At 70.3% G+C, this 19,945-nt stretch carries 1 protein-coding gene; it reads left to right on the top strand.

Features of this window, described 5'->3' with window-relative positions:
• Window positions 1-10 precede the first annotated feature (10 nt).
• Window positions 11-19,912, top strand: coding sequence for a type I polyketide synthase (locus ACWGE0_RS19560; RefSeq protein ID WP_452262302.1), 19,902 nt, complete (start codon window positions 11-13; stop codon window positions 19,910-19,912).
• Window positions 19,913-19,945: the final 33 nt, after the last annotated feature.

Raw genomic sequence — 19,945 nt, 5'->3', positions numbered from 1 at the left:
GAGCTGATGAATGAGTACCTCCAGCGAGAAGGTTGTCGAGGCCCTCCGCGCCGCGATGAAGGAGGCGGAGCGGCTGCGCAAGCAGAACCGGCAGCTCGTCGCGGCCGCCACCGAACCGATCGCGATCATCGGGATGGCATGCCGCTTCCCCGGCGGCATCAGCTCGCCGGAGGACCTGTGGGAGCTGGTGTCGTCCGGGCGTGACGCGATCACCGGCTTCCCGGCCGACCGCGGCTGGGACGTCGAGGCGTTGCTCGGCGACGGGGTCGATGAACGCGGCCACAGCGTGTCCGTGCAGGGAGGCTTCCTGCACGGCATCGCGGACTTCGACCCGGCGTTCTTCGGCATCTCGCCGCGCGAGGCCGTGACGATGGATCCCCAGCAGCGCTTGCTGCTGGAGACCTCCTGGGAGGCCCTGGAACGGTCGGGCCTGGATCCGACGTCGCTGCGCGGCTCGCGCACGGGCGTCTTCATCGGCACCAACGGCCAGGACTACGAGCACCTGCTGATCCGCGGCCTCGACGACGCTACCGGCGACGTCGGCACGGGCATCGCCGCCTCCGCCGAGTCGGGCCGCATCTCCTACGCGCTCGGCCTCGAAGGCCCCACGCTGACCGTCGACACGGCGTGCTCGTCGTCGTTGGTCGCGCTGCACCTGGCCGTGCACGCCTTGCGCGCGGGGGAGTGCTCGCTGGCGTTGGCCGGCGGCGTGAACGTCATGTGCACGCCCGGCTCGCTGGTCGAGTTTTCACGCCAGGGCGGACTCGCCCGCAACGGTCGCTGCAAGGCGTTCTCCGACGACGCCGACGGCACCGGATGGTCCGAGGGTGTTGGTGTGCTCGCACTGGCGCGGCTGTCTGACGCTGTGTCGTTGGGCTACCCGGTGCTCGCGGTCGTGCGCGGCTCCGCAGTCAACTCCGACGGCGCCTCCAACGGTTTCACCGCCCCGAACGGCCGTGCGCAGCAACGGGTAATTCGCGCCGCACTGGACCGCGCGGGTCTGTCCGCCGCCGACGTGGACGTCGTCGAAGCGCACGGCACCGGCACGCCGCTCGGCGACCCGATCGAGGCGCGCAGCCTGCTGGCGACCTACGGCGCCGATCGCCCTTCGCCGCTGCTGCTGGGCTCGGTGAAGTCGAACCTCGGCCACACGCAGGCCGCCGCCGGCATCGCGGGCATCATCAAGATGGTCCAGGCGATGCAGCACGGCGTCGTGCCCGCCACCCTGCACGTTTCGCGCCCGTCCACCCACGTCGACTGGACCACCGGCTCCGTCGAGCTCGCCACCACGGCCGTGGCCTGGCCCGCCTCGGACCGCGCCCCCCGCGCAGCCGTCTCGTCCTTCGGCGTTTCGGGCACCAACGCCCACGTGATCTTGGAGGGGGCGCCGGGGATCCCCCCAATTTCCAGCGTACCGGACGAAAACACTGGTCAAGGGGCTGCGCAGCAATCTGTGGACAACTCGGCGCCTGTGGACAACTCGGTGCCGTGGCTGGTGTCGGCGAAGTCGGAAGCCTCGCTCGCGGCGCAGATCGAACGGGTGCGCGCGCTCGACGGTGACGCCGTGGACGTCGGTTTCTCGTTGGCGACCACGCGCGCGCTGTTCGAGCACCGGGCGGTGTTGCTGGGCGGCGCAGAGATCGCGCGAGGCTTCGCACGGCGGACCGAGCTCGCGTTGCTGTTCTCCGGGCAGGGTGCCCAGCGCGTCGGCATGGGCAAAGGGCTGTACGAGGACTTTCCGGTGTTCCGGGAGGCGTTCGACGACGCGCTCAGCCACCTCGAGCCGGGCCTCCGTGATGTCATGTGGGGCGACGAGGAAGCGCTGAACCAGACGGGCAACACGCAACCTGCGCTGTTCGCGTTCGAGGTCGCCCTGTACCGGCTGCTGGAGTCCTACGGCGTCGCCCCCGCGCACGTCACCGGCCACTCGATCGGCGAGATCGCCGCCGCACACATCGCGGGCGTGTTGACACTCGAGGACGCCGCGACGCTCGTCACCGCACGGGCCCGGCTCATGCAGGCGCTGCCGCCAGGTGGCGTGATGATCGCGTTGCAGGCCACCGAAGACGAGGTCACCCCGCACCTGACCCCCGGCGTGTCCATCGCCGCGATCAACGGGCCGGAGAGCATCGTCATCGCGGGCGTGGAGAAGGAAGCTCGCGCGGTCGCCGCCCACTTCGCCGATCGCAAGTCCAAGCAGCTGAGCGTCAGCCACGCGTTCCACTCGCCGCTGATGGACCCGATGCTCAACGACTTCCGCGAGGCCATCGGCGGCATCACCTTCCACAGCCCCAAGATCCCGATGGTCGGCGACGTCACGAACCCCGAGCACTGGGTGCGGCACGTGCGCGACGCCGTCCGGTTCCACGACGCCGTGACCGGCCTGGGCGACAAGACCTTCCTGGAGATCGGCCCCGACGGAGTGCTGTCCGCGCTGGTGGAGCAGGCTATCCCGGCCCAGCGCAAGGACCGGGACGAGCGTACGGCGTTCATCACCGCGCTCGCCCGCCTGCACGTCGCAGGTGTCAGTGTCGACTGGAAACCGTTCTACCCCAATGGTAAGCGTGTCGATCTCCCCACTTACGCGTTCCAGCACGACCGCTACTGGCCTTCGGTGTCGGTGAGCGCCGGGGACGCCGCCGGACTCGGCCTGACCCCGGCCGACCACCCGCTGCTCGGCGCCGCGATGACCGTCGCCGGCTCTGGCGAGTTGATTCTCACCGGCACGCTGACCAGGACGTCGTGGCTCGCCGACCACGTCGTGTTCCCGACCTCGGGCGTGCTGGAGCTGGCTTTCCGTGCCGCCGACCTCGCGGGCCACGAGCGCGTCGAGGAGTTCACGCAGGTCGCGCCGCTGGTGTTGCCGGACAGCGGTGCCGTGCAGGTGCAGTTCCAGGTCGGACGGGAAGGCGCGTTCCGGTTCCACGCGCGGCGCGGTGACCAGGAATGGGTCGAGCACGCGAAAGGTGTGTTCGGACAAGGCGTTCCGGCGCGGGTTCTGGACACCGAGTGGCCGCCGAAGGGTGCGATGGTCGTCGATCTCGACGGCTTCTACGACGAAACGCCTTACGGGGAGGCGTTCCAAGGGGTGCGCGCGGCCTGGCGGCGAGGGCAGGAGGTGTTCGCCGAGGTTGCGTTGCCCGTTGACGCAAAGGGTTTCGGTGTTCACCCGGCGTTGCTCGACGCCGCGACGCACGCCGCCGCGATCCTCGGTCTTGAAGGCGTTCCGACCCACTGGCACGGCGTTTCTCTTCACGCGAGCGGCGCGGAAGTCGTTCGGGTAAACCTGTCCGCTGTGGACGGTGGTGTCACGCTGACCGCGGTCGACGTCGCCGGTGAGCCGGTGCTGTCCGCCGACAAGGTTCTGATCGAGCCACTCGGTGAACTCGTCGAGCAGACCGGCGTCGACTCGTTGTTCCGCCTCGACTGGGTGCCCGTCACCTACACGCCAGGCGACACAACGGTTGTGCACGTCGCAGGTGAGCAGTCGCCGGAGTCCGCGCACGCGCTGGCAGCGGAAGCCCTGAGCACGCTCCAGGACACCACCGGAAAGCTGGTCTTCGTCACGCGCGGCGCCGTCACCGGTGACGACCTCGCCGCTGCCGCGGTCTGGGGCCTGGTGCGGTCCGCGCAGACCGAGGATCCCGGCCGGTTCCTGCTCGTCGACCTCGACGACGCACCCGAGTCGGAGGCACTGCTCCCCGGACTCGGCGGCCTGATCGACGCGGGGGAGACCCAGGTCGTCGTGCGCGCGGGCGAGGTGTTCGCGGGCAGGCTGGCGCGCGCCACCGGAAGTGTTGCGAGCGAATGGGATTCCGGCGGAACAGTGCTGATCACCGGCGGAACGGGCGGCCTCGGTGCCGTCCTCGCCCGCCACCTCGTGACGCGTGGCCAGCGCAAGCTGTTGCTGGCCAGCCGCAGCGGACTCGACGCTCCCGGCGCCGCCGACCTGCGCGACGAGCTGATCGCGCTGGGTGCGGACGTCGATGTGAAGGCGTGTGACGTCACGGAACGCGCTGCCGTCGCCGACCTGCTGGACGGCGTGCGACTGGCAGCCGTCGTCCACACCGCCGGTGTGCTGGACGACGGCGTGATCGGATCGCTGACGCCCGAACGGCTTTCCGCCGTCATGCGCCCGAAGGTCGACGCCGCGTGGAACCTCCACGAGCTCGCCGGTGACGCGCAGCTCATCCTGTATTCGTCGGTGTCGGGCGTGATGGGCGCGGCGGGTCAGGGCAACTACGCCGCCGCCAACGCGTTTCTCGACGCACTCGCGGCTCACCGCCGCGGGCTCGGCCTGCCCGCGCTGTCGTTGGCCTGGGGTGCCTGGGACACCGGCATGACGTCCACTTTGGACGAAGGCGACCTGCGCCGGATGCCGATGCTGTCAGTCGAGCAGGGCCTTGCTCTGTTCGACGCCGCGGTGGGCTCGGATGAGTCGCTGCTGGTCCCGCTCGCGTCCGGCGGTGGCGCCGCGCAGGGTGACGTTCCCGCGATCATGCGCGGCCTGGTTCGGGCGGGCAGGCGCACGGCCGCGCGCGAGATCGTGGCCGGTGGACTGCTGTCGAAGCTCGTCGGACTGTCCGGCGCCGAGCGCGTGCGGATCGTCGTGGACGTCGTGCGTGCTGAGGCCGCGAAGGTCATCGGGTACGCCAACGCCGACGCGGTGGGCGCGGAGAAGGAGTTCCGCGCGCTCGGGTTCGACTCGCTGACCGCGATCGAACTCCGCAACGCCATCGCGCTGGCCACCGGCCTGACGTTGCCCGCGACGTTGATCTTCGACTACCCGACGCCACTCGTGCTGGCCGAGCACCTGCTGGCCGAGCTGACCGGCGAGGGCGCCGACCTCGACGTGTCCGCCCAGGGCAGCGCCGACGCGGACGACCCGATCGTGATCGTCGGCATGGCGTGCCGTTTCCCCGGCGGTGTCTCGACTCCAGAGGACCTGTGGCGGCTGCTGGCCGACGGCACCGACGCGATCGCGAGCTTCCCGACCGACCGCGGTTGGGAACAGGACGCGCTGGCCGCCGGCGGCACCGTCGAGGGCGGCTTCCTCTACGGCGCGGCGGAGTTCGACCCGGCGTTCTTCGGCATCTCGCCGCGCGAAGCCCTCGCCATGGACCCGCAGCAACGCCAGCTGCTCGAAGTCGCCTGGGAAGCCGTCGAACGCGCGGGCATCAACGCCACCACGCTGCGCGGCTCGAAGACCGGCGTTTTCATCGGCACGAACGGTCAGGACTACACGAACCTCGTGCTGCGGGCGCGCGGCGACATCGAGGGCCACGCCTCGACCGGCCTCGCCGCCGCGGTGATCTCCGGCCGCCTCTCCTACACGTTCGGCTTCGAGGGGCCGGCGCTCACGATCGACACCGCCTGCTCTTCCTCGTTGGTGGCCTTGCACCTGGCCGCGCAATCGCTGCGGTCCGGCGAGTCCTCCCTGGCCCTCGTCGGCGGCGTGACGGTGATGTCCACGCCGATGAACTTCGCCGGCTTCAACGCCCAGGGTGGCCTGGCGGCGGACGCGCGCTGCCGTGCCTTCTCCGACAACGCCGAAGGCACCGGCTGGGCCGAAGGCGCGGGCGTGCTCGTCGTCGAACGCCAGTCCGATGCTCTCCGCAACGGCCACACCGTGCTGGCCGTCGTGCGCGGCTCGGCCGTGAACCAGGACGGCGCCTCGAACGGCCTGACCGCTCCGAACGGCCCCGCGCAGCAACGCGTGATCCGCCAGGCCCTCGCCAACGCCGGTCTGTCCACTTCGGACGTGGATGCGGTCGAAGCGCACGGCACCGGCACCCGTCTGGGCGACCCGATCGAAGCCCAGGCGCTGCTCGCCACCTACGGCCGCGACCGTGTCGGAGCGCCGCTCTACCTGGGCGCGATCAAGTCGAACCTCGGCCACACCCAGGCCGCCGCGGGCGTCGCGGGCATCATCAAGATGGTCCTGGCGTTCCAGCACGGCCTGCTGCCTCAGACCTTGCACGTCACGTTGCCGTCTTCGCACGTCGACTGGTCCGCAGGCGCCGTCTCCCTGCTCACGTCGAACACCCCGTGGCCCACCACCGATCGCCCGGCCCGCGCCGGCGTCTCGTCGTTCGGCCTCTCCGGCACCAACGCGCATGTGATCTTGGAAGCCCCGGCCGAGACGTCTGGCCAAAAACTGTCAGACCTCCCTGAGATGATTGGGATGGGGGGTGGATCCCCCCAGGGGGCCGGCCAATCGGGATCGATTCCGTGGGTGGTGTCGGCGAAGTCCGCGGCGGCGTTGGACGCGCAGATCGAGCGGGTTCGGGCGGTGGAGGCGGACGCGCTCGACGTCGGGTACTCGTTGGTGCACCACCGCGCGTTGTTCGAGCACCGGGCCGTGGTGGTGGACGGTGACGTACTGGCTCGTGGTGAGGCGTCGGGCAAGACGCTCGCCATGGTGTTCTCCGGGCAGGGTGCGCAACGGCTCGGCATGGGGCGGGAGCTGTACGAGGAGTTCCCCGCGTTCAGGGCCGCGCTCGATGAGGTGCTCGAGCATCTCGAGAACGTGCGCGAGATCATGTGGGGTGAGGACGCCGAGGCGCTGAACCAGACGGGCACCACGCAGCCCGCGCTGTTCGCGATCGAGGTGGCGCTGTACCGGCTGGCGGAGTCGTTCGGCGTCGTCCCGCGGCTGCTGGCCGGGCATTCGATCGGCGAGATCGCGGCCGCGCACGTCGCCGGGGTGTTCAGCCTGGAAGACGCGGCGAAGCTCGTCCGCGAACGCGCGCGACTCATGCAGGCGCTGCCGACCGGTGGCGTGATGATCGCGTTGCAGGCCACCGAGGACGAGGTCGTTCCGCACCTGACCCCCGGCGTCTCCGTCGCCGCGATCAACGCCGCCGATTCGCTCGTGGTCGCGGGCGTCGAAGACGAGGTTCGCGCGGTCGTCGCGAGGTTCGAAGGCCGCAAGAGCAAGCAGCTCAGCGTCAGTCACGCGTTCCACTCGCCATTGATGGCGCCGATGCTCCACGAGTTCCGCGAGGCGATCGCGGGAATCCGGTTCAACGAGCCGAGCATCCCGATCGTGACCACGGGCGACGTCACCGACCCCGAGTACTGGGTTCGCCACGTCCGCGACACCGTGCGGTTCACCGAGAACGTCGGGAAGCTCGAGGAACAGGACGCGAGCGCGTTCCTGGAGATCGGGCCGGACGGGGTGCTGGCAGCACTCGTCGACGGAGCGATTCCGGTGCTGCGCAAGGATCGCGGAGAGCGCAAGGCGTTCCTGGCAGCGCTTGCACGGCTCCACGTCAGCGGCGTGGACGTCGACTGGTCGAGCTTCTACCGCGGCGGACGCGGGGTCGACCTGCCGACGTATCCGTTCCAGCACGAGCGGTTCTGGCCCGAAGCGGCGACCGGCGACGTGGCAGCGGATCCGGCTGACGCGGCGTTCTGGACGGCGGTCGAACAGGAGGACGTCGCGTCGCTCGCCGCCACGCTCGACCTCGACGGCGACACGCTTGCGGGAGTGCTGCCGGCGTTGTCGGCGTGGCGCGGCAAGCGCAGGGCTCAGTCCACTGTGGAGTCATGGCTGCACCGGGAGAGCTGGCAGCCGATCACCGGCCTCACCGCGAAACCGGGCAAGTGGCTCGTGGTCGGATCGGTTGACGAGGTGGTGGTCGGCGCGCTCGGGGACGTCACGCGGATCGACGTCGAGCAGGCCGATCGTGAGCATCTGGCGTCGAGGCTCGCGGAGTTCGCGCAGGAGCCGTTCACCGGTGTGATTTCGTTGGTGGGCGGCGGTGCGCTTGAGTCGATCACCGGCACGGCAACGCTGATCCAGGCTCTCGGCGACGCGGGTGTCATGGCGCCGCTGTGGGTGGTGACGCGCGGCGCGGTGTCGACCGGGCGCGCGGACGCCGTCAGCAATCCCTGGCAGGCCGGCGCGTGGGGGCTCGGCCGGGTGGCCGCGCTGGAACACCCGAACCGCTGGGGTGGCCTGATCGACCTGCCCGCCGAGCTGGACGACCGCGCGGCGCAACGGTTCGCGGCGGTGCTGGCGAGCGACGAGGACCAGGTCGCCGTCCGGGCGTCCGGCGTGTTCGGCCGCCGGATTCTGGTGGCACCGCGCGCATCTCAGGAGTGGCAGCCGCGCGGCACCGTGGTGATCACCGGTGGCACGGGCGCGCTCGGCAAGCACGTCGCGCGCGACCTCGTGGCGCGCGGCGCGGAGAAGGTCGTGCTGCTGAGCCGCCGCGGCATAGACGCGCCGGGCGCGGCGGAGATCGTCGCGGAGCTGGGCGTCGAGGTCGTGAAGTGTGACGTCGCGAACCGCTCCGAACTGGCCGCGGTGCTCACGGCGGACGTCAAAGCCGTTGTGCACGCGGCAGGTGTGCTGGACGACGGCGTGCTGGACGGGCTGACGCCGGACCGGTTCGCCGACGTGTTCCAGGCGAAGGTCACCTCGGCGTTCCTGCTCGACGAACTGACCCGCGAGCTGGAACTGGACGCGTTCGTCCTGTTCTCGTCGGTCGCGGGCGCGATCGGCAACCCCGGCCAGGCCAACTACGCGGCCGCCAACGTCGTGCTGGACGCGATTGCCGCGCAACGCCGTGAACAAGGCTTTGCCGCGACGTCGATCGCGTGGGGCGCGTGGACCGGCGACGGCATGGCGGGCGAGGAACGCGTCGCACGGACGATCAAGTCGGTCGGCGCGTCCACTTTGGACCCGGAGCTCGCGATCGCGGCGATGCGAGGCGTGGTGGCGGAGACCGCGCCCACCGCCGTGATCGCGGACATCCACCACCCGCAGCTGCTCGGCGCGTTGCTGAGCCTGCGGCCGTCGCCCGTGCTGGCGGAGCTGCCTGGCGCCCGCGTGGTGCTGGACGAGCTGGCGGCCGCGCGCCGCGACAGTGAGTCGGCGGCTTCCGAACTGCGTCGCAGCCTGCGTGAACTGCCTGCCGCGCAACGGTTCGAGCCCGTTCTGGAACTGGTCCGCACGCGGGCAGCGCAGGTGCTCGGCCACTCCGGCAAGGAGGCGGTGGCCAGCGACAAGGCGTTCCGCGACATCGGGTTCGACTCGCTGACCGCGGTGGAACTGCGCAACCAGCTCACCGAGATCACCGGTCTCGCGCTGCCCGCCGGCCTCGTGTTCGACTACCCGTCGCCGCGGGTGCTGGCCGGCCACCTGCTGGCCTCGTTGCTCGGTGAGGGTGTCGAGGCTGACGACGCCTCGATCGTGCGGACCACCGACGACATCGCGATCGTCGGCATGGCCTGTCACTTCCCGAACGGCATCGACTCGCCGGAAGACCTGTGGCGGCTGCTGGTCGCGGGCGAGGACGCGATGTCGGACTTCCCGGCGGATCGTGGCTGGGATCTTGCGGCAATGCAGAGTTCGACGTTGCGCGGCGGGTTCCTGACCGGGGTCGCGGACTTCGACCCGGCGTTCTTCGGCATCTCGCCGCGGGAAGCGCTGGCGATGGACCCGCAGCAGCGGTTGTTGCTGGAGACGTCGTGGGAGGCCGTCGAACGTGCGGGTGTCGACCCGTCATCGTTGCGCGGCTCGCGCACCGGTGTGTTCGTCGGCACGAACGGGCAGGACTACCAGCACGTCGTCATGGCCTCCAACGAAGACCTGGAAGGCCACGCCGGAACCGGTCTGGCCGCTTCGGTGATCTCCGGACGCATCTCCTACGCGCTCGGACTGGAAGGGCCCGCGGTCACGATCGACACGGCGTGCTCCTCGGCCTTGGTGGCGCTGCACCTCGCCGCGCAGGCGTTGCGCGGCGGTGAGTGCACGCTGGCGCTGGCCGGTGGCGTCACGGTGATGGCGACGCCGACGTCGTTCTCCGGCTTCTCGCGGCAGGGCGGGCTCGCGCCGGACGGCCTGTGCAAGGCGTTCTCGGAGTCCGCGGACGGCACCGGCTGGTCCGAGGGCGTCGGCATCCTCGTCGTGGAACGGCTTTCCGACGCCGTCGCCGCCAGACACCCGGTGCTGGCCGTCGTGCGCGGCTCGGCGTTCAACCAGGACGGCGCCTCGAACGGGCTGACCGCGCCGAACGGCCCCTCGCAGCAACGCGTCATCCGGCAAGCGCTTGCGTCCGGCGGCCTGGCACCGTCCGATGTGGACGCGGTGGAGGCACACGGCACCGGTACCGTGCTGGGCGACCCGATCGAGGCGCAAGCGTTGCTGACCGTGTACGGGCAGGACCGCGCCGACCCGCTGTGGCTGGGCTCGGTGAAGTCGAACCTGGGTCACACGCAGGCGGCGGCCGGTGCGGCGGGCGTGATCAAGATGGTGATGGCGTTCCAGCACGGCCTGCTGCCGCGGACCCTGCACGTCACGTCGCCATCGTCGCACATCGACTGGTCGGTTGGCGCGGTCTCACTGCTCACCGAGAACACCCCATGGCCTTCGCTCGACCGGCCCTGGCGCGCGGGCGTCTCGTCTTTCGGCATCTCGGGCACCAACGCCCACGTGATTCTCGAGTCCGCAACCCTGTCTTCGGTCTCCCCCCGGGGAGCCCAGGCGGAATCGATTCGGATTCCGTTGGCGGTGTCGGCTAAGTCGGCGGCCTCGTTGCGGGCGCAGGTCGAGCGGATCGGCGCGGTGCTGGCGGCGGAGGTCGACGTCGCGTACTCGTTGGTGAAGTCGCGGGCGTTGTTCGAGCACCGGGCGGTGTTGTTCGAGGGTGCGGAGATCGCTACCGGTGTGGCCGGGGAGCACACGCTGGCGGTGCTGTTCTCGGGGCAGGGCTCGCAGCGGCTCGGCATGGGCGAGGAGTTGTACGCGCGGTTCCCGGAGTTCGCGGACGCGTTCGACGACGTGCTCGCGCACCTCGACCCCGAGCTGAAGGGCGTCATCTGGGGCGACGACGAGGAGAAGCTCAACCAGACCGGGTACACGCAGCCGGCGTTGTTCGCGTTCCAGACGGCGCTGTACCGGTTGCTGCAGGCGTTCGGGATCAAGCCCGCCCACCTCGCCGGGCACTCGATCGGTGAGATCGCGGCGGCGCACGTCGCGGGCGTGCTCAGCCTGGAGGGCGCGGCGAAGCTCGTCAGTGCGCGCGCGAGTCTGATGCAGGCGTTGCCGCGGACCGGCGCGATGGTCGCGGTGCAGGCGACCGAAGCGGACGTGAGCAGGCACCTCACGAGCAAGGTGTCGATCGCGGCCGTCAACGGGCCCACGAGCGTGGTCATCGCGGGCGACAAGGCCGAGGTCGAGGCCATCGCGAGCCGGTATGAGAAGACCAAGCGGCTCAAGGTCAGCCACGCGTTCCACTCACCGTTGATGGAGCCTATGCTCGACGACTTCCGCCGTGCGATCGCAGGAATCCAGTTCAGCGCCCCGAAAATCCCGATCAGCGCGGCCGGTGACGTCACCGACCCGGAGTACTGGGTCAGCCACGTCCGTGACGCCGTCCGGTTCACCGACAACGTCGCGAAGATCCCGGCGACCAAGTTCCTCGAGGTCGGACCGGACGGGGTGCTGTCCGCGCTCGTCGACGGCGCGATCCCGACGCTGAGGAAGAACAAGACCGAGCAGGCCGCGCTGGCTGCCGCACTCGGTCAAGTACATGTTGACGGAATCAACGTCGACTGGACGCCGTGGCTCCGGGGTGGACGGCTCATCGCGCTGCCGACCTACCCGTTCGACCACGAGCGGTTCTGGCCCAAGGCCACGGTCGGCGGCCGCGCGGGCGACCCCGCGGCATACGGGTTGCGGTCCGGCGGGCACCCGTTGCTCGGCGCGGCCATCGCCGTGGCGGGCACCGACGAGTTCGTGCTCAGCGGACGGCTCAGCCTCGCGACGTACCCGTGGATCGCGGATCACGTCGTCGGTGGAGCGGTGCTCTTCCCCGGCACAGGTTTCCTCGACTTCGCGATCCGCGCGGGCGACATGGTCGGCTGCGACCGAGTCGACGGGCTCACCATCGTCGTGCCGCTCGTGCTGCCGGAACGGGACGCCGTTGCCGTTCAGGTACGGGTCGGCGCGCCGGACGATCACGGGCGCCGGGCGGTCAGCGTGCACTCGCAGCACCCCGACGCCGACGAGTGGATCCAGCACGCCAGTGGCACCCTCGCCGAAGGGCCGCACCAGGCCGAGTTCGACACGGGGGAGTGGCCGCCGAACAACGCAGAAGTCCTTGACCTGGAAGGCTTCTACGAGACACTCGGGGAAGGCGGCCTGGCCTACGGGCCGATCTTCCAAGGGCTGCGGCAGGCTTGGCGGCACGGCGACGAGGTGCTCGTCGAGGTCGCGCTGCCGGAGAGCGTCGACGACGCCGCGACGTTCGGTGTGCACCCTGCTCTGCTCGACTCGGCGTTGCACGCCATCACGTTCGTCGAGGGTGCCGGCCAGGGGCTGCCGTTCGAGTGGAACGGTGTGTCGCTGCACGCCATCGGCCCGTCGCGGCTGCGGGTCCGTCTCAAGCACACCGGCGGTGACGCCGTCGAGGTCACCGCGGTCGACGTCGAGGGCGCGCCTGTGCTGTCGGTGAAGTCGCTGGTGGTCAGGACGCCGTCCACGAAGGCACCCAGCAATCCCGTGCAGGACTCGCTGTTCCGCGTCGACTGGGTTCCCGTGCAGGTCGGCGAGGCCAGCGAGATCGACGCCAGGGTCGTCGAGATCAACGGTGGCGGGGACGCGGCGGCCGTTCACGAGACGACCAAACGCGTGCTGGAGATCCTGCAGAACGCCGAAGAACGCGTCGTGTTCGTGACGCGTGGTGCCGCGGCGATCGGCGACGAACCGATCACCGACCTCGGCGCGGCGGCCGCGTGGGGTCTCGTGCGGTCCGCGCAGGCCGAGAACCCCGGCAAGTTCCTGCTCGTCGATCTGGACGAGCGCGGCGAACTCACCCCCGGCATGCTGGTGACCGAGGAACAGCAGCTGATCGTCCGCGGCGGCACCGTCCACGCCGGACGGCTGGCGCGCCTGCAGACCGGGCCGGCGCTGGTGCCGCCGACCGGTTCGCCGTGGCGCCTCGACACCACCGCGAAGGGCAGTCTGGACAACCTCGTCCTGGCGCCGTGGACACCGGAGCCGTTGCAGGGCAAGCAGGTTCGCGTTGCGGTTCGGGCGGCTGGCCTGAACTTCCGTGACGTGTTGAACGCGCTCGGCATGTATCCGGGTGAGGCGGGCTCGTTCGGCGCGGAGGCCGCCGGTGTGGTCGCCGAGGTCGGACCGGAGGTCGAAGGCCTGAAGATCGGCGACCCGGTGTTCGGCCTGCTGTTCGGCGGCATGGGACCGGTCGGCATCATCGAAGAGCCTTACCTGACCAGGCTTCCGGACGGCTGGACGTTCGAGCAGGGCGCGTCGGTGCCGCTGGTGTTCCTCACCGCCTACTACGCGTTGATCGAGCTCGGGAACGTGCGGCCGGGGGACAAGGTCCTCGTGCACGCCGGCGCCGGTGGTGTTGGCATGGCGGCGATCCAGGTCGCCCAGCACCTCGGCGCGGAGGTCTTCGCTACCGCGAGCGAGGGCAAGTGGGACGTGTTGCGCGGGCTCGGCCTCGACGACGCGCACATCGGCAACTCCCGCGACACGTCGTTCGAGCAGACGTTCCCGCGGGTCGACGTCGTGCTGAACGCGCTGACCGGCGAGTTCATCGACGCCTCGCTGCGGCTGCTCGGCGAGGGCGGACGGTTCCTCGAGATGGGCAAGACCGATCTGCGGGAGGACGTGCCGGGCATCTTCTACCGGCCGTTCGACCTCGGTGAGGCGCATCCCGACCACGTCCAGCGCATGCTCGTCGCGCTCGTGGAGCTGTTCGGGCGTGGCGTGTTGAAGCCGTTGCCGATCGCGGCGTGGGATGTGCGGCGCGCGCGGGACGCGTTCCGGTTCATGAGCCGTGCCAAGCACATCGGCAAGATCGTGATCACCGTGCCGGCGGGCTGGGATCCGTCGGGCACTGTCGTGATCACCGGCGGCACGGGCGGTCTGGGCGCGGAGCTGGCGCGGCACCTCGTCGCGCAGGGCGTGCGCAAGCTGTTGCTGCTGAGCCGTCGTGGCCTCGACTCGCCGGGTGCGGCGGAGCTGTCGGAGCTGGACGCGGACGTGACGATCGCGGCCTGCGATGTGGCTGACCGGGAAGCGTTGGCTGCCGTCCTCAATGGACACAACGTGACCGCTGTCGTGCACACGGCCGGTGTGCTGGACGACGGTGTGATCGCCTCGATGACGTCGGAGCGGCTGGAGAAGGTGCTTCGGCCCAAGGTGGACGCGGCCTGGAACCTGCACTCGCTGGTCCCGGACGCGCACTTCGTCCTGTACTCGTCGGTGTCCGGTGTGCTGGGAACGGCCGGCCAGGGCAACTATGCGGCCGGTAACGCGTTCCTCGACGCTTTGGCGCAGCACCGGCGTGCTTCGGGGCTCCCCGCGGTGTCGTTGGCCTGGGGCGCTTGGACGTCCGAGGTCGGCATGACCAGGACGATGGACGCGGCCGCGCTGGAGCGGCTGGAGAAGTCGTCCATGCCGCCGATCTCGCTGGAGCACGGCCTGGCGCTGTTCGACACGGCGATCGGGGTGGACGAGCCGCTGGTCGTGCCGGCGCGGATCATCACCGGGGCCAGCACGACGATGGTGCCACCGCTGCTGCGCAACCTGTTGCGGGGCGGGCGACGAACTGCTGCGCGCGCTCAGGGAACCGTTGCGTTGCAGGGCTTGCAGGACGTTCGACCGGCTGAGCGGATCAGGACCCTGGTGGACCTGGTCCGGGGCGAGGCGGCGGCGGTGCTCGGGCACGCGTCGGCCGACGCGATCGACGGCGATCGTGAGTTCCGGCAGCTCGGGTTCGACTCGCTGACGTCGGTGGAGCTGCGCAACCGGCTCGGCACGTCGACCGGGCTGACGTTGCCCGCGACGCTGGTGTTCGACTACCCGACGCCGCAAGCGCTGGCGGAGCACCTGATCGCCGAGCTCTTCGGTGGTTCCGCCGAGGTCGAGGACTCGGTGCGAGTGTCCGACGAGGCGATCGCGATCGTCGGTATCGCCTGCAGGTTCCCCGGTGGTGTCTCGTCGCCGGAGGAGCTGTGGGAGCTGGTGCTCGGCGGGCGGGACGCGATCACCGGCTTCCCGGCGGATCGTGGCTGGGACGAGAACCTGGTCGGCGACGGCGCCGGGCAGTCCGTGACCGGGCAGGGCGGGTTCATCGACGGGATCGCGTCGTTCGACCCGGCGTTCTTCGGGATCTCGCCGCGTGAGGCCGTGTCGATGGATCCACACCAGCGGCTCGTGCTGGAGGCGTCGTGGGAGGCGCTGGAACGCACGGGCATCGACCCCCTTGCGCTGCGCGGATCGCGGACCGGCGTCTACGTCGGTGCTTCTGGGCAGGACTACGCGCACCTGATGCTCGCGTCGGAGCAGGCGCTGGAGGGGTACTCGGGCACGGGCACCTCGCCGAGTGTGATCGCCGGCCGGGTGTCGTACGCACTGGGGCTGGAAGGCCCGTCGATGACGATCGACACGGCGTGCTCGTCGGCTCTGGTCGCATTGCACTTGGCGGCGCAGGCTTTGCGCAATGGCGAGTGCTCTTTGGCGCTGGCCGGCGGTGTGCAGGTGATGTCGGCGCCGGGTGCGTTCATGGAGTTCTCGCTGCAGGACGGCCTCGCGCGTGACGGCCGTTGCAAGCCGTTCTCCGACACCGCTGATGGCACCGCATGGTCTGAGGGCATCGGTGTGCTCGTGGTCGAGCGACTGTCCGATGCTGTCGCGGCTGGGCACGACGTCCTCGCTGTCGTGCGTGGCTCCGCGGTCAACCAGGACGGTGCGTCCAACGGCCTGACCGCGCCCAACGGCCCCTCGCAGCAGCGGGTGATCCGTCAAGCGCTGGCGTCGGCGGGCCTCAAGTTCGCGGACGTCGATGCCGTGGAGGCGCACGGGACGGGCACGACGCTCGGCGATCCGATCGAGGCACAGGCGCTGCTGGCGACCTACGGCCAGGACCGCACCTCGCCGCTGCTGCTCGGCTCGATCAAGTCGAACATCGGCCACACGCAGGCCGCCGCCGGTGCCGCCGGTGTGATCAAGATGGTGATGGCGCTACGACACGGCCTGCTGCCACGCACGATCAACGTCACCGCGCCGTCGACACACGTCGACTGGACCGCGGGCGCGGTGTCGCTGTTGCAGGAGAACACGCCGTGGCCCGCCACCGACCGTGTGCCCCGTGCAGGCGTCTCGTCGTTCGGCATCTCCGGCACGAACGCGCACGTGATCTTGGAGGCGGCGCCGGGGATCCCCCCAATTTCCAGCGTACCGGTCGAAAATGCTGGTCAGGGGGTCGCGACGGAATCTGTGGACAACTCGGCGCCTGTGGACAACTCGGCAGATGTCGATCTCTCCGGCGCCGAGCGACCGGCGTCCCGTGCGACGATTGGAGTGGGGACTTCGCGTTCCCCCAAGGGGGCCCCGCTCGTTTTTTCGGCGAAGTCCCCCGCTTCGCTGCGCGCTCAGATCGAGCGGACGGCGGCGGTCGGCGCCGACGCGTTCGACGTCGGGTTCTCGCTGTTGAAGCGGTCGCGGTTCGAGCACCGTGCGGTGCTGTTGGACGGTGTGGAGATCGCGCAGGGGCAGGCCGGGCGGCGGAAGCTGGCGGTGTTGTTCTCCGGGCAGGGCTCGCAGCGGGTCGGCATGGGGCGGGAGCTGTACGAGCGGTTCCCGGTGTTCCGGCTGGCGCTCGACGCCGTGCTGGAGCACGTTGACGTCCGCGAGGTCATGTGGGACGACGATGCCGAGGCCCTGAACCAGACGGGGAACACGCAGCGCGCGTTGTTCGCCATCGAGGTGGCGCTGTTCCGGCTGGCGGAGGGGTTCGGGATCGAACCGGACTTCGTCGGCGGGCACTCGGTCGGTGAGGTCGCGGCCGCGCACGTTGCCGGGGTGCTGAGCCTCGAGGACGCCGCGAAGCTCGTCAATGCCAGGGCCGCGCTGATGCAGGCGCTGCCCGGCGGGGGAGCCATGATCGCGGTCGAAGCCGCCGAGGACGAGGTGGAGACGACGGACACCGTGTCCATCGCGGCCATCAACGGGCCGAACAGCCTGGTGCTCGCGGGCGAGGAGGAAGCGGTTCGACAGATCGCCGACGGGTTTGCCGCGCAGGGGCGCAAGACTAAGCGTTTGCCGGTCAGCCATGCGTTTCACTCGCCGTTGATGGAGCCGATGCTGGAGGACTTCCGCGCGGTCGTGACGGCGCTGGACCTTGCCGCGCCCCGCATCCCCGTCGTGTCCAACCTGACCGGGCGGATCGCGGGCGCCGAACTCGCCGAGCCCGAGTACTGGGTCCGGCACGTCCGGGAAGCCGTGCGGTTCGCCGACGGCGTCACCAGTCTGGAAGCCGCGGGGGTCAACGCGTTCCTGGAGATCGGGCCGGACGGGGTGCTGTCCGCGCTCGTCGACGGGGCGATCCCCGCGCTGCGCAAGGATCGTGACGAGACCACCGCCTGGCTCACCGCGCTCGCCCGGCTCCACGTCGCCGGCACCAACGTCGACTGGGCACCGGCGTTCGACGGCATCGGTGCGAAGCGCGTCGACATCCCGACCTACGCGTTCGACCACGACCACTACTGGCCGACGCCGATGGCCCAGGCCGCGGATGCGTCCGGGCTCGGCCTCGGGCCCGCTGACCACCCGCTGCTCGGCGCCGCGATGACCGTCGCCCAGCAGGACGCCGTCGTGTTCACCAACCGGCTCGCGGTGGCGTTCCCCGAGACTGCCTTCGCGGAGATCGCGTTCCGGGCCGCCGATCAGGTCGGCTACGGCACGGTCGAAGAACTGACGATCACCGGGCCGCTGACCCCTGGCGTGCTGCAGGTGTGGATCGGCGCGCCGGACAACGGAAAGCGCGGCCTCACCGTCTACACGCGACCGAACGACGAGCAGCCGTTCATCCCGATCGCCACCGGAACACTCGCGGAAGGCGAGTACCGGGGCGGCTTCACGGTCAGCGAGTGGCCGCCGAAGGGCGCGACGGCGATCGGTGAGCAGATCTGGCAGGCGGGCGCCGCGGTCTACGCGGAGGTCACGCTGCCGGAAGGCACCACCGACGCCCAGTTCTACGGCGTCCACCCGGCGCTGCTCGACTGCGCGACCAGGATCACCGAGGAAACCCAGGTGCCGCTGGAGTGGCACGACGTCAGCCTGCACGCGGTCGGCGCCGACACGCTGCGGATCAAACTGAGCAACGGCGAGTTCGCCGCGGTCGACACCAACGGCTCACCGGTCGTGTCAGCGCGGAACATCGTGTTCGGCGCACCGCTTGCCGCACAACAGCACCAGGACTCGCTGTTCCGCCTGGAATGGGTGCCCGCACCCGAAACTCAGCCCGCCGCCGACGTCCGCGAGGTCCGGTTCGCCGGCGACAGCGTGGAGCAGGCACACCAACTCGCTGCTGAGGCACTCGAGCTGGTGCAGCAGTCCGAAGACCGCCTGGCCTTCGTGACGAGCGGCCTGGCGAGCGCGACCGTCGAAGGCCTGGTCCGCACCGCGCAGTCGGAGAGCCCGGGACGCTTCCTGCTCGTCGACACCGACGGCAGCACCCCGTTGCCCACCGGCCTACTCGACGCGGGGGAGACGCAGGTCCGCGTCCGCGAGGGCAAGACCTATGTCGCACGCCTTGCCCGTGTCAGCGACACAACTGAGATCAGCGACTGGGACCCAAAAGGCACTGTCCTGATCACCGGCGGCACCGGTGGTCTGGGCGCGGAACTGGCCCGGCATCTCGTGGCCGAGCGCAACGTCAAGCGCCTGCTGCTGGTCTCCCGGCGCGGCGGCGACGCACCGGATGCCGTTGCGCTGCAGGCGGAACTGACCGCGCACGGGGCGGACGTCACGATCGCCGCCTGTGACACCGCCGACCTCAAGGCGGTGAAGAAGGTGGTCAAGGGCGTCAAGCTGACCGCCGTCATCCACACGGCTGGTTTGCTCGACGACGGCATCATCAGCTCGCTGACGCCGGAACGGCTCACGACGGTGCTCAAACCAAAGGTCGACGGCGCCTGGAACCTCCACGAAGCCACCAAGAAGCAGAAGCTCAAAGCGTTCGTGCTCTATTCGTCGGTGTCGGCCGTGCTCGGCAGCGCCGGTCAGGGCAACTACGCCGCGGCCAACGCGTTCCTCGACGCACTCGCCACCCATCGACGTGAGCAGGGCCTGCCGGCGACCTCGCTGGCCTGGGGTCCGTGGGCGCAAACCGTTGGTATGACGGCACATCTGCAGGACGGCGCGATGGACCGCATCGGCCGCACCGGCATGCCACCACTGTCCGTGAGGCAGGGCATGGCGCTGTTCGACGACGCGACCTCACGGGAGGACGCGGTGCTCGTCCCGGCCCGCATCGCCACCGGACGCGCCAACGGCCCGGTCGCGGCGATCCTGCGCGGCCTCGTCCGGGGCGGGAAGCGCGCGGCCGGCACCGGCGAGTCCATTGTGGACTTCACGCAGACGTTGAACGCGGTGCCAGCGGAGGAACGCGCCAAATACCTGGTCGATCTGGTGCGCGGTCACGCGGCCGGCGTCCTCGGGCACTCGTCGCCCGCGGCGATCGACAACGACAAGCAGTTCCGCGACCTCGGCTTCGACTCGCTGACCGCGGTGGAACTGCGCAACAGCCTTGCCTCCGCAACGGGCCTGAAGCTGCCCGCAGGCCTTGTCTTCGACTACCCGACGCCCGACGAGCTGGCGGCGTACCTCGCGGGCGAACTGCTCGGCGATGGCGCGGGACCATCGATCTCCGGCGAACTCGACCGGCTGGAGGCCACGCTGGCCGCCTGTTCGGCCGACGACCTGACCCGCGACGGCGTCGCGGCCCGCCTGCGCAACCTGCTCGCCCAGTACGGCAGCGGCACCAAGGCGGAAGAGGCCGTGAGCGACCGCATCAACACCGCGACCGTGGACGACGTGTTCGCCTTCATCGACAACGAACTCGGCCGCCGCACCGAGCGCTGACCCCACCACCAGACGGAAGGTTTCCGGCGATGC

The organism is Lentzea sp. NPDC054927 (assembly GCF_053610285.1).
Note: the sequence above shows the minus strand (reverse complement) of the source record. Positions and strands in the feature narration are given on the sequence as shown.

Bases quoted from the DNA above. Each gene is read 5' to 3' on its own strand.
- ACWGE0_RS19560 (WP_452262302.1), top strand. From the start codon at position 11: ATGAGTACCTCCAGCGAGAAGGTTGTCGAGGCCCTCCGCGCCGCGATG.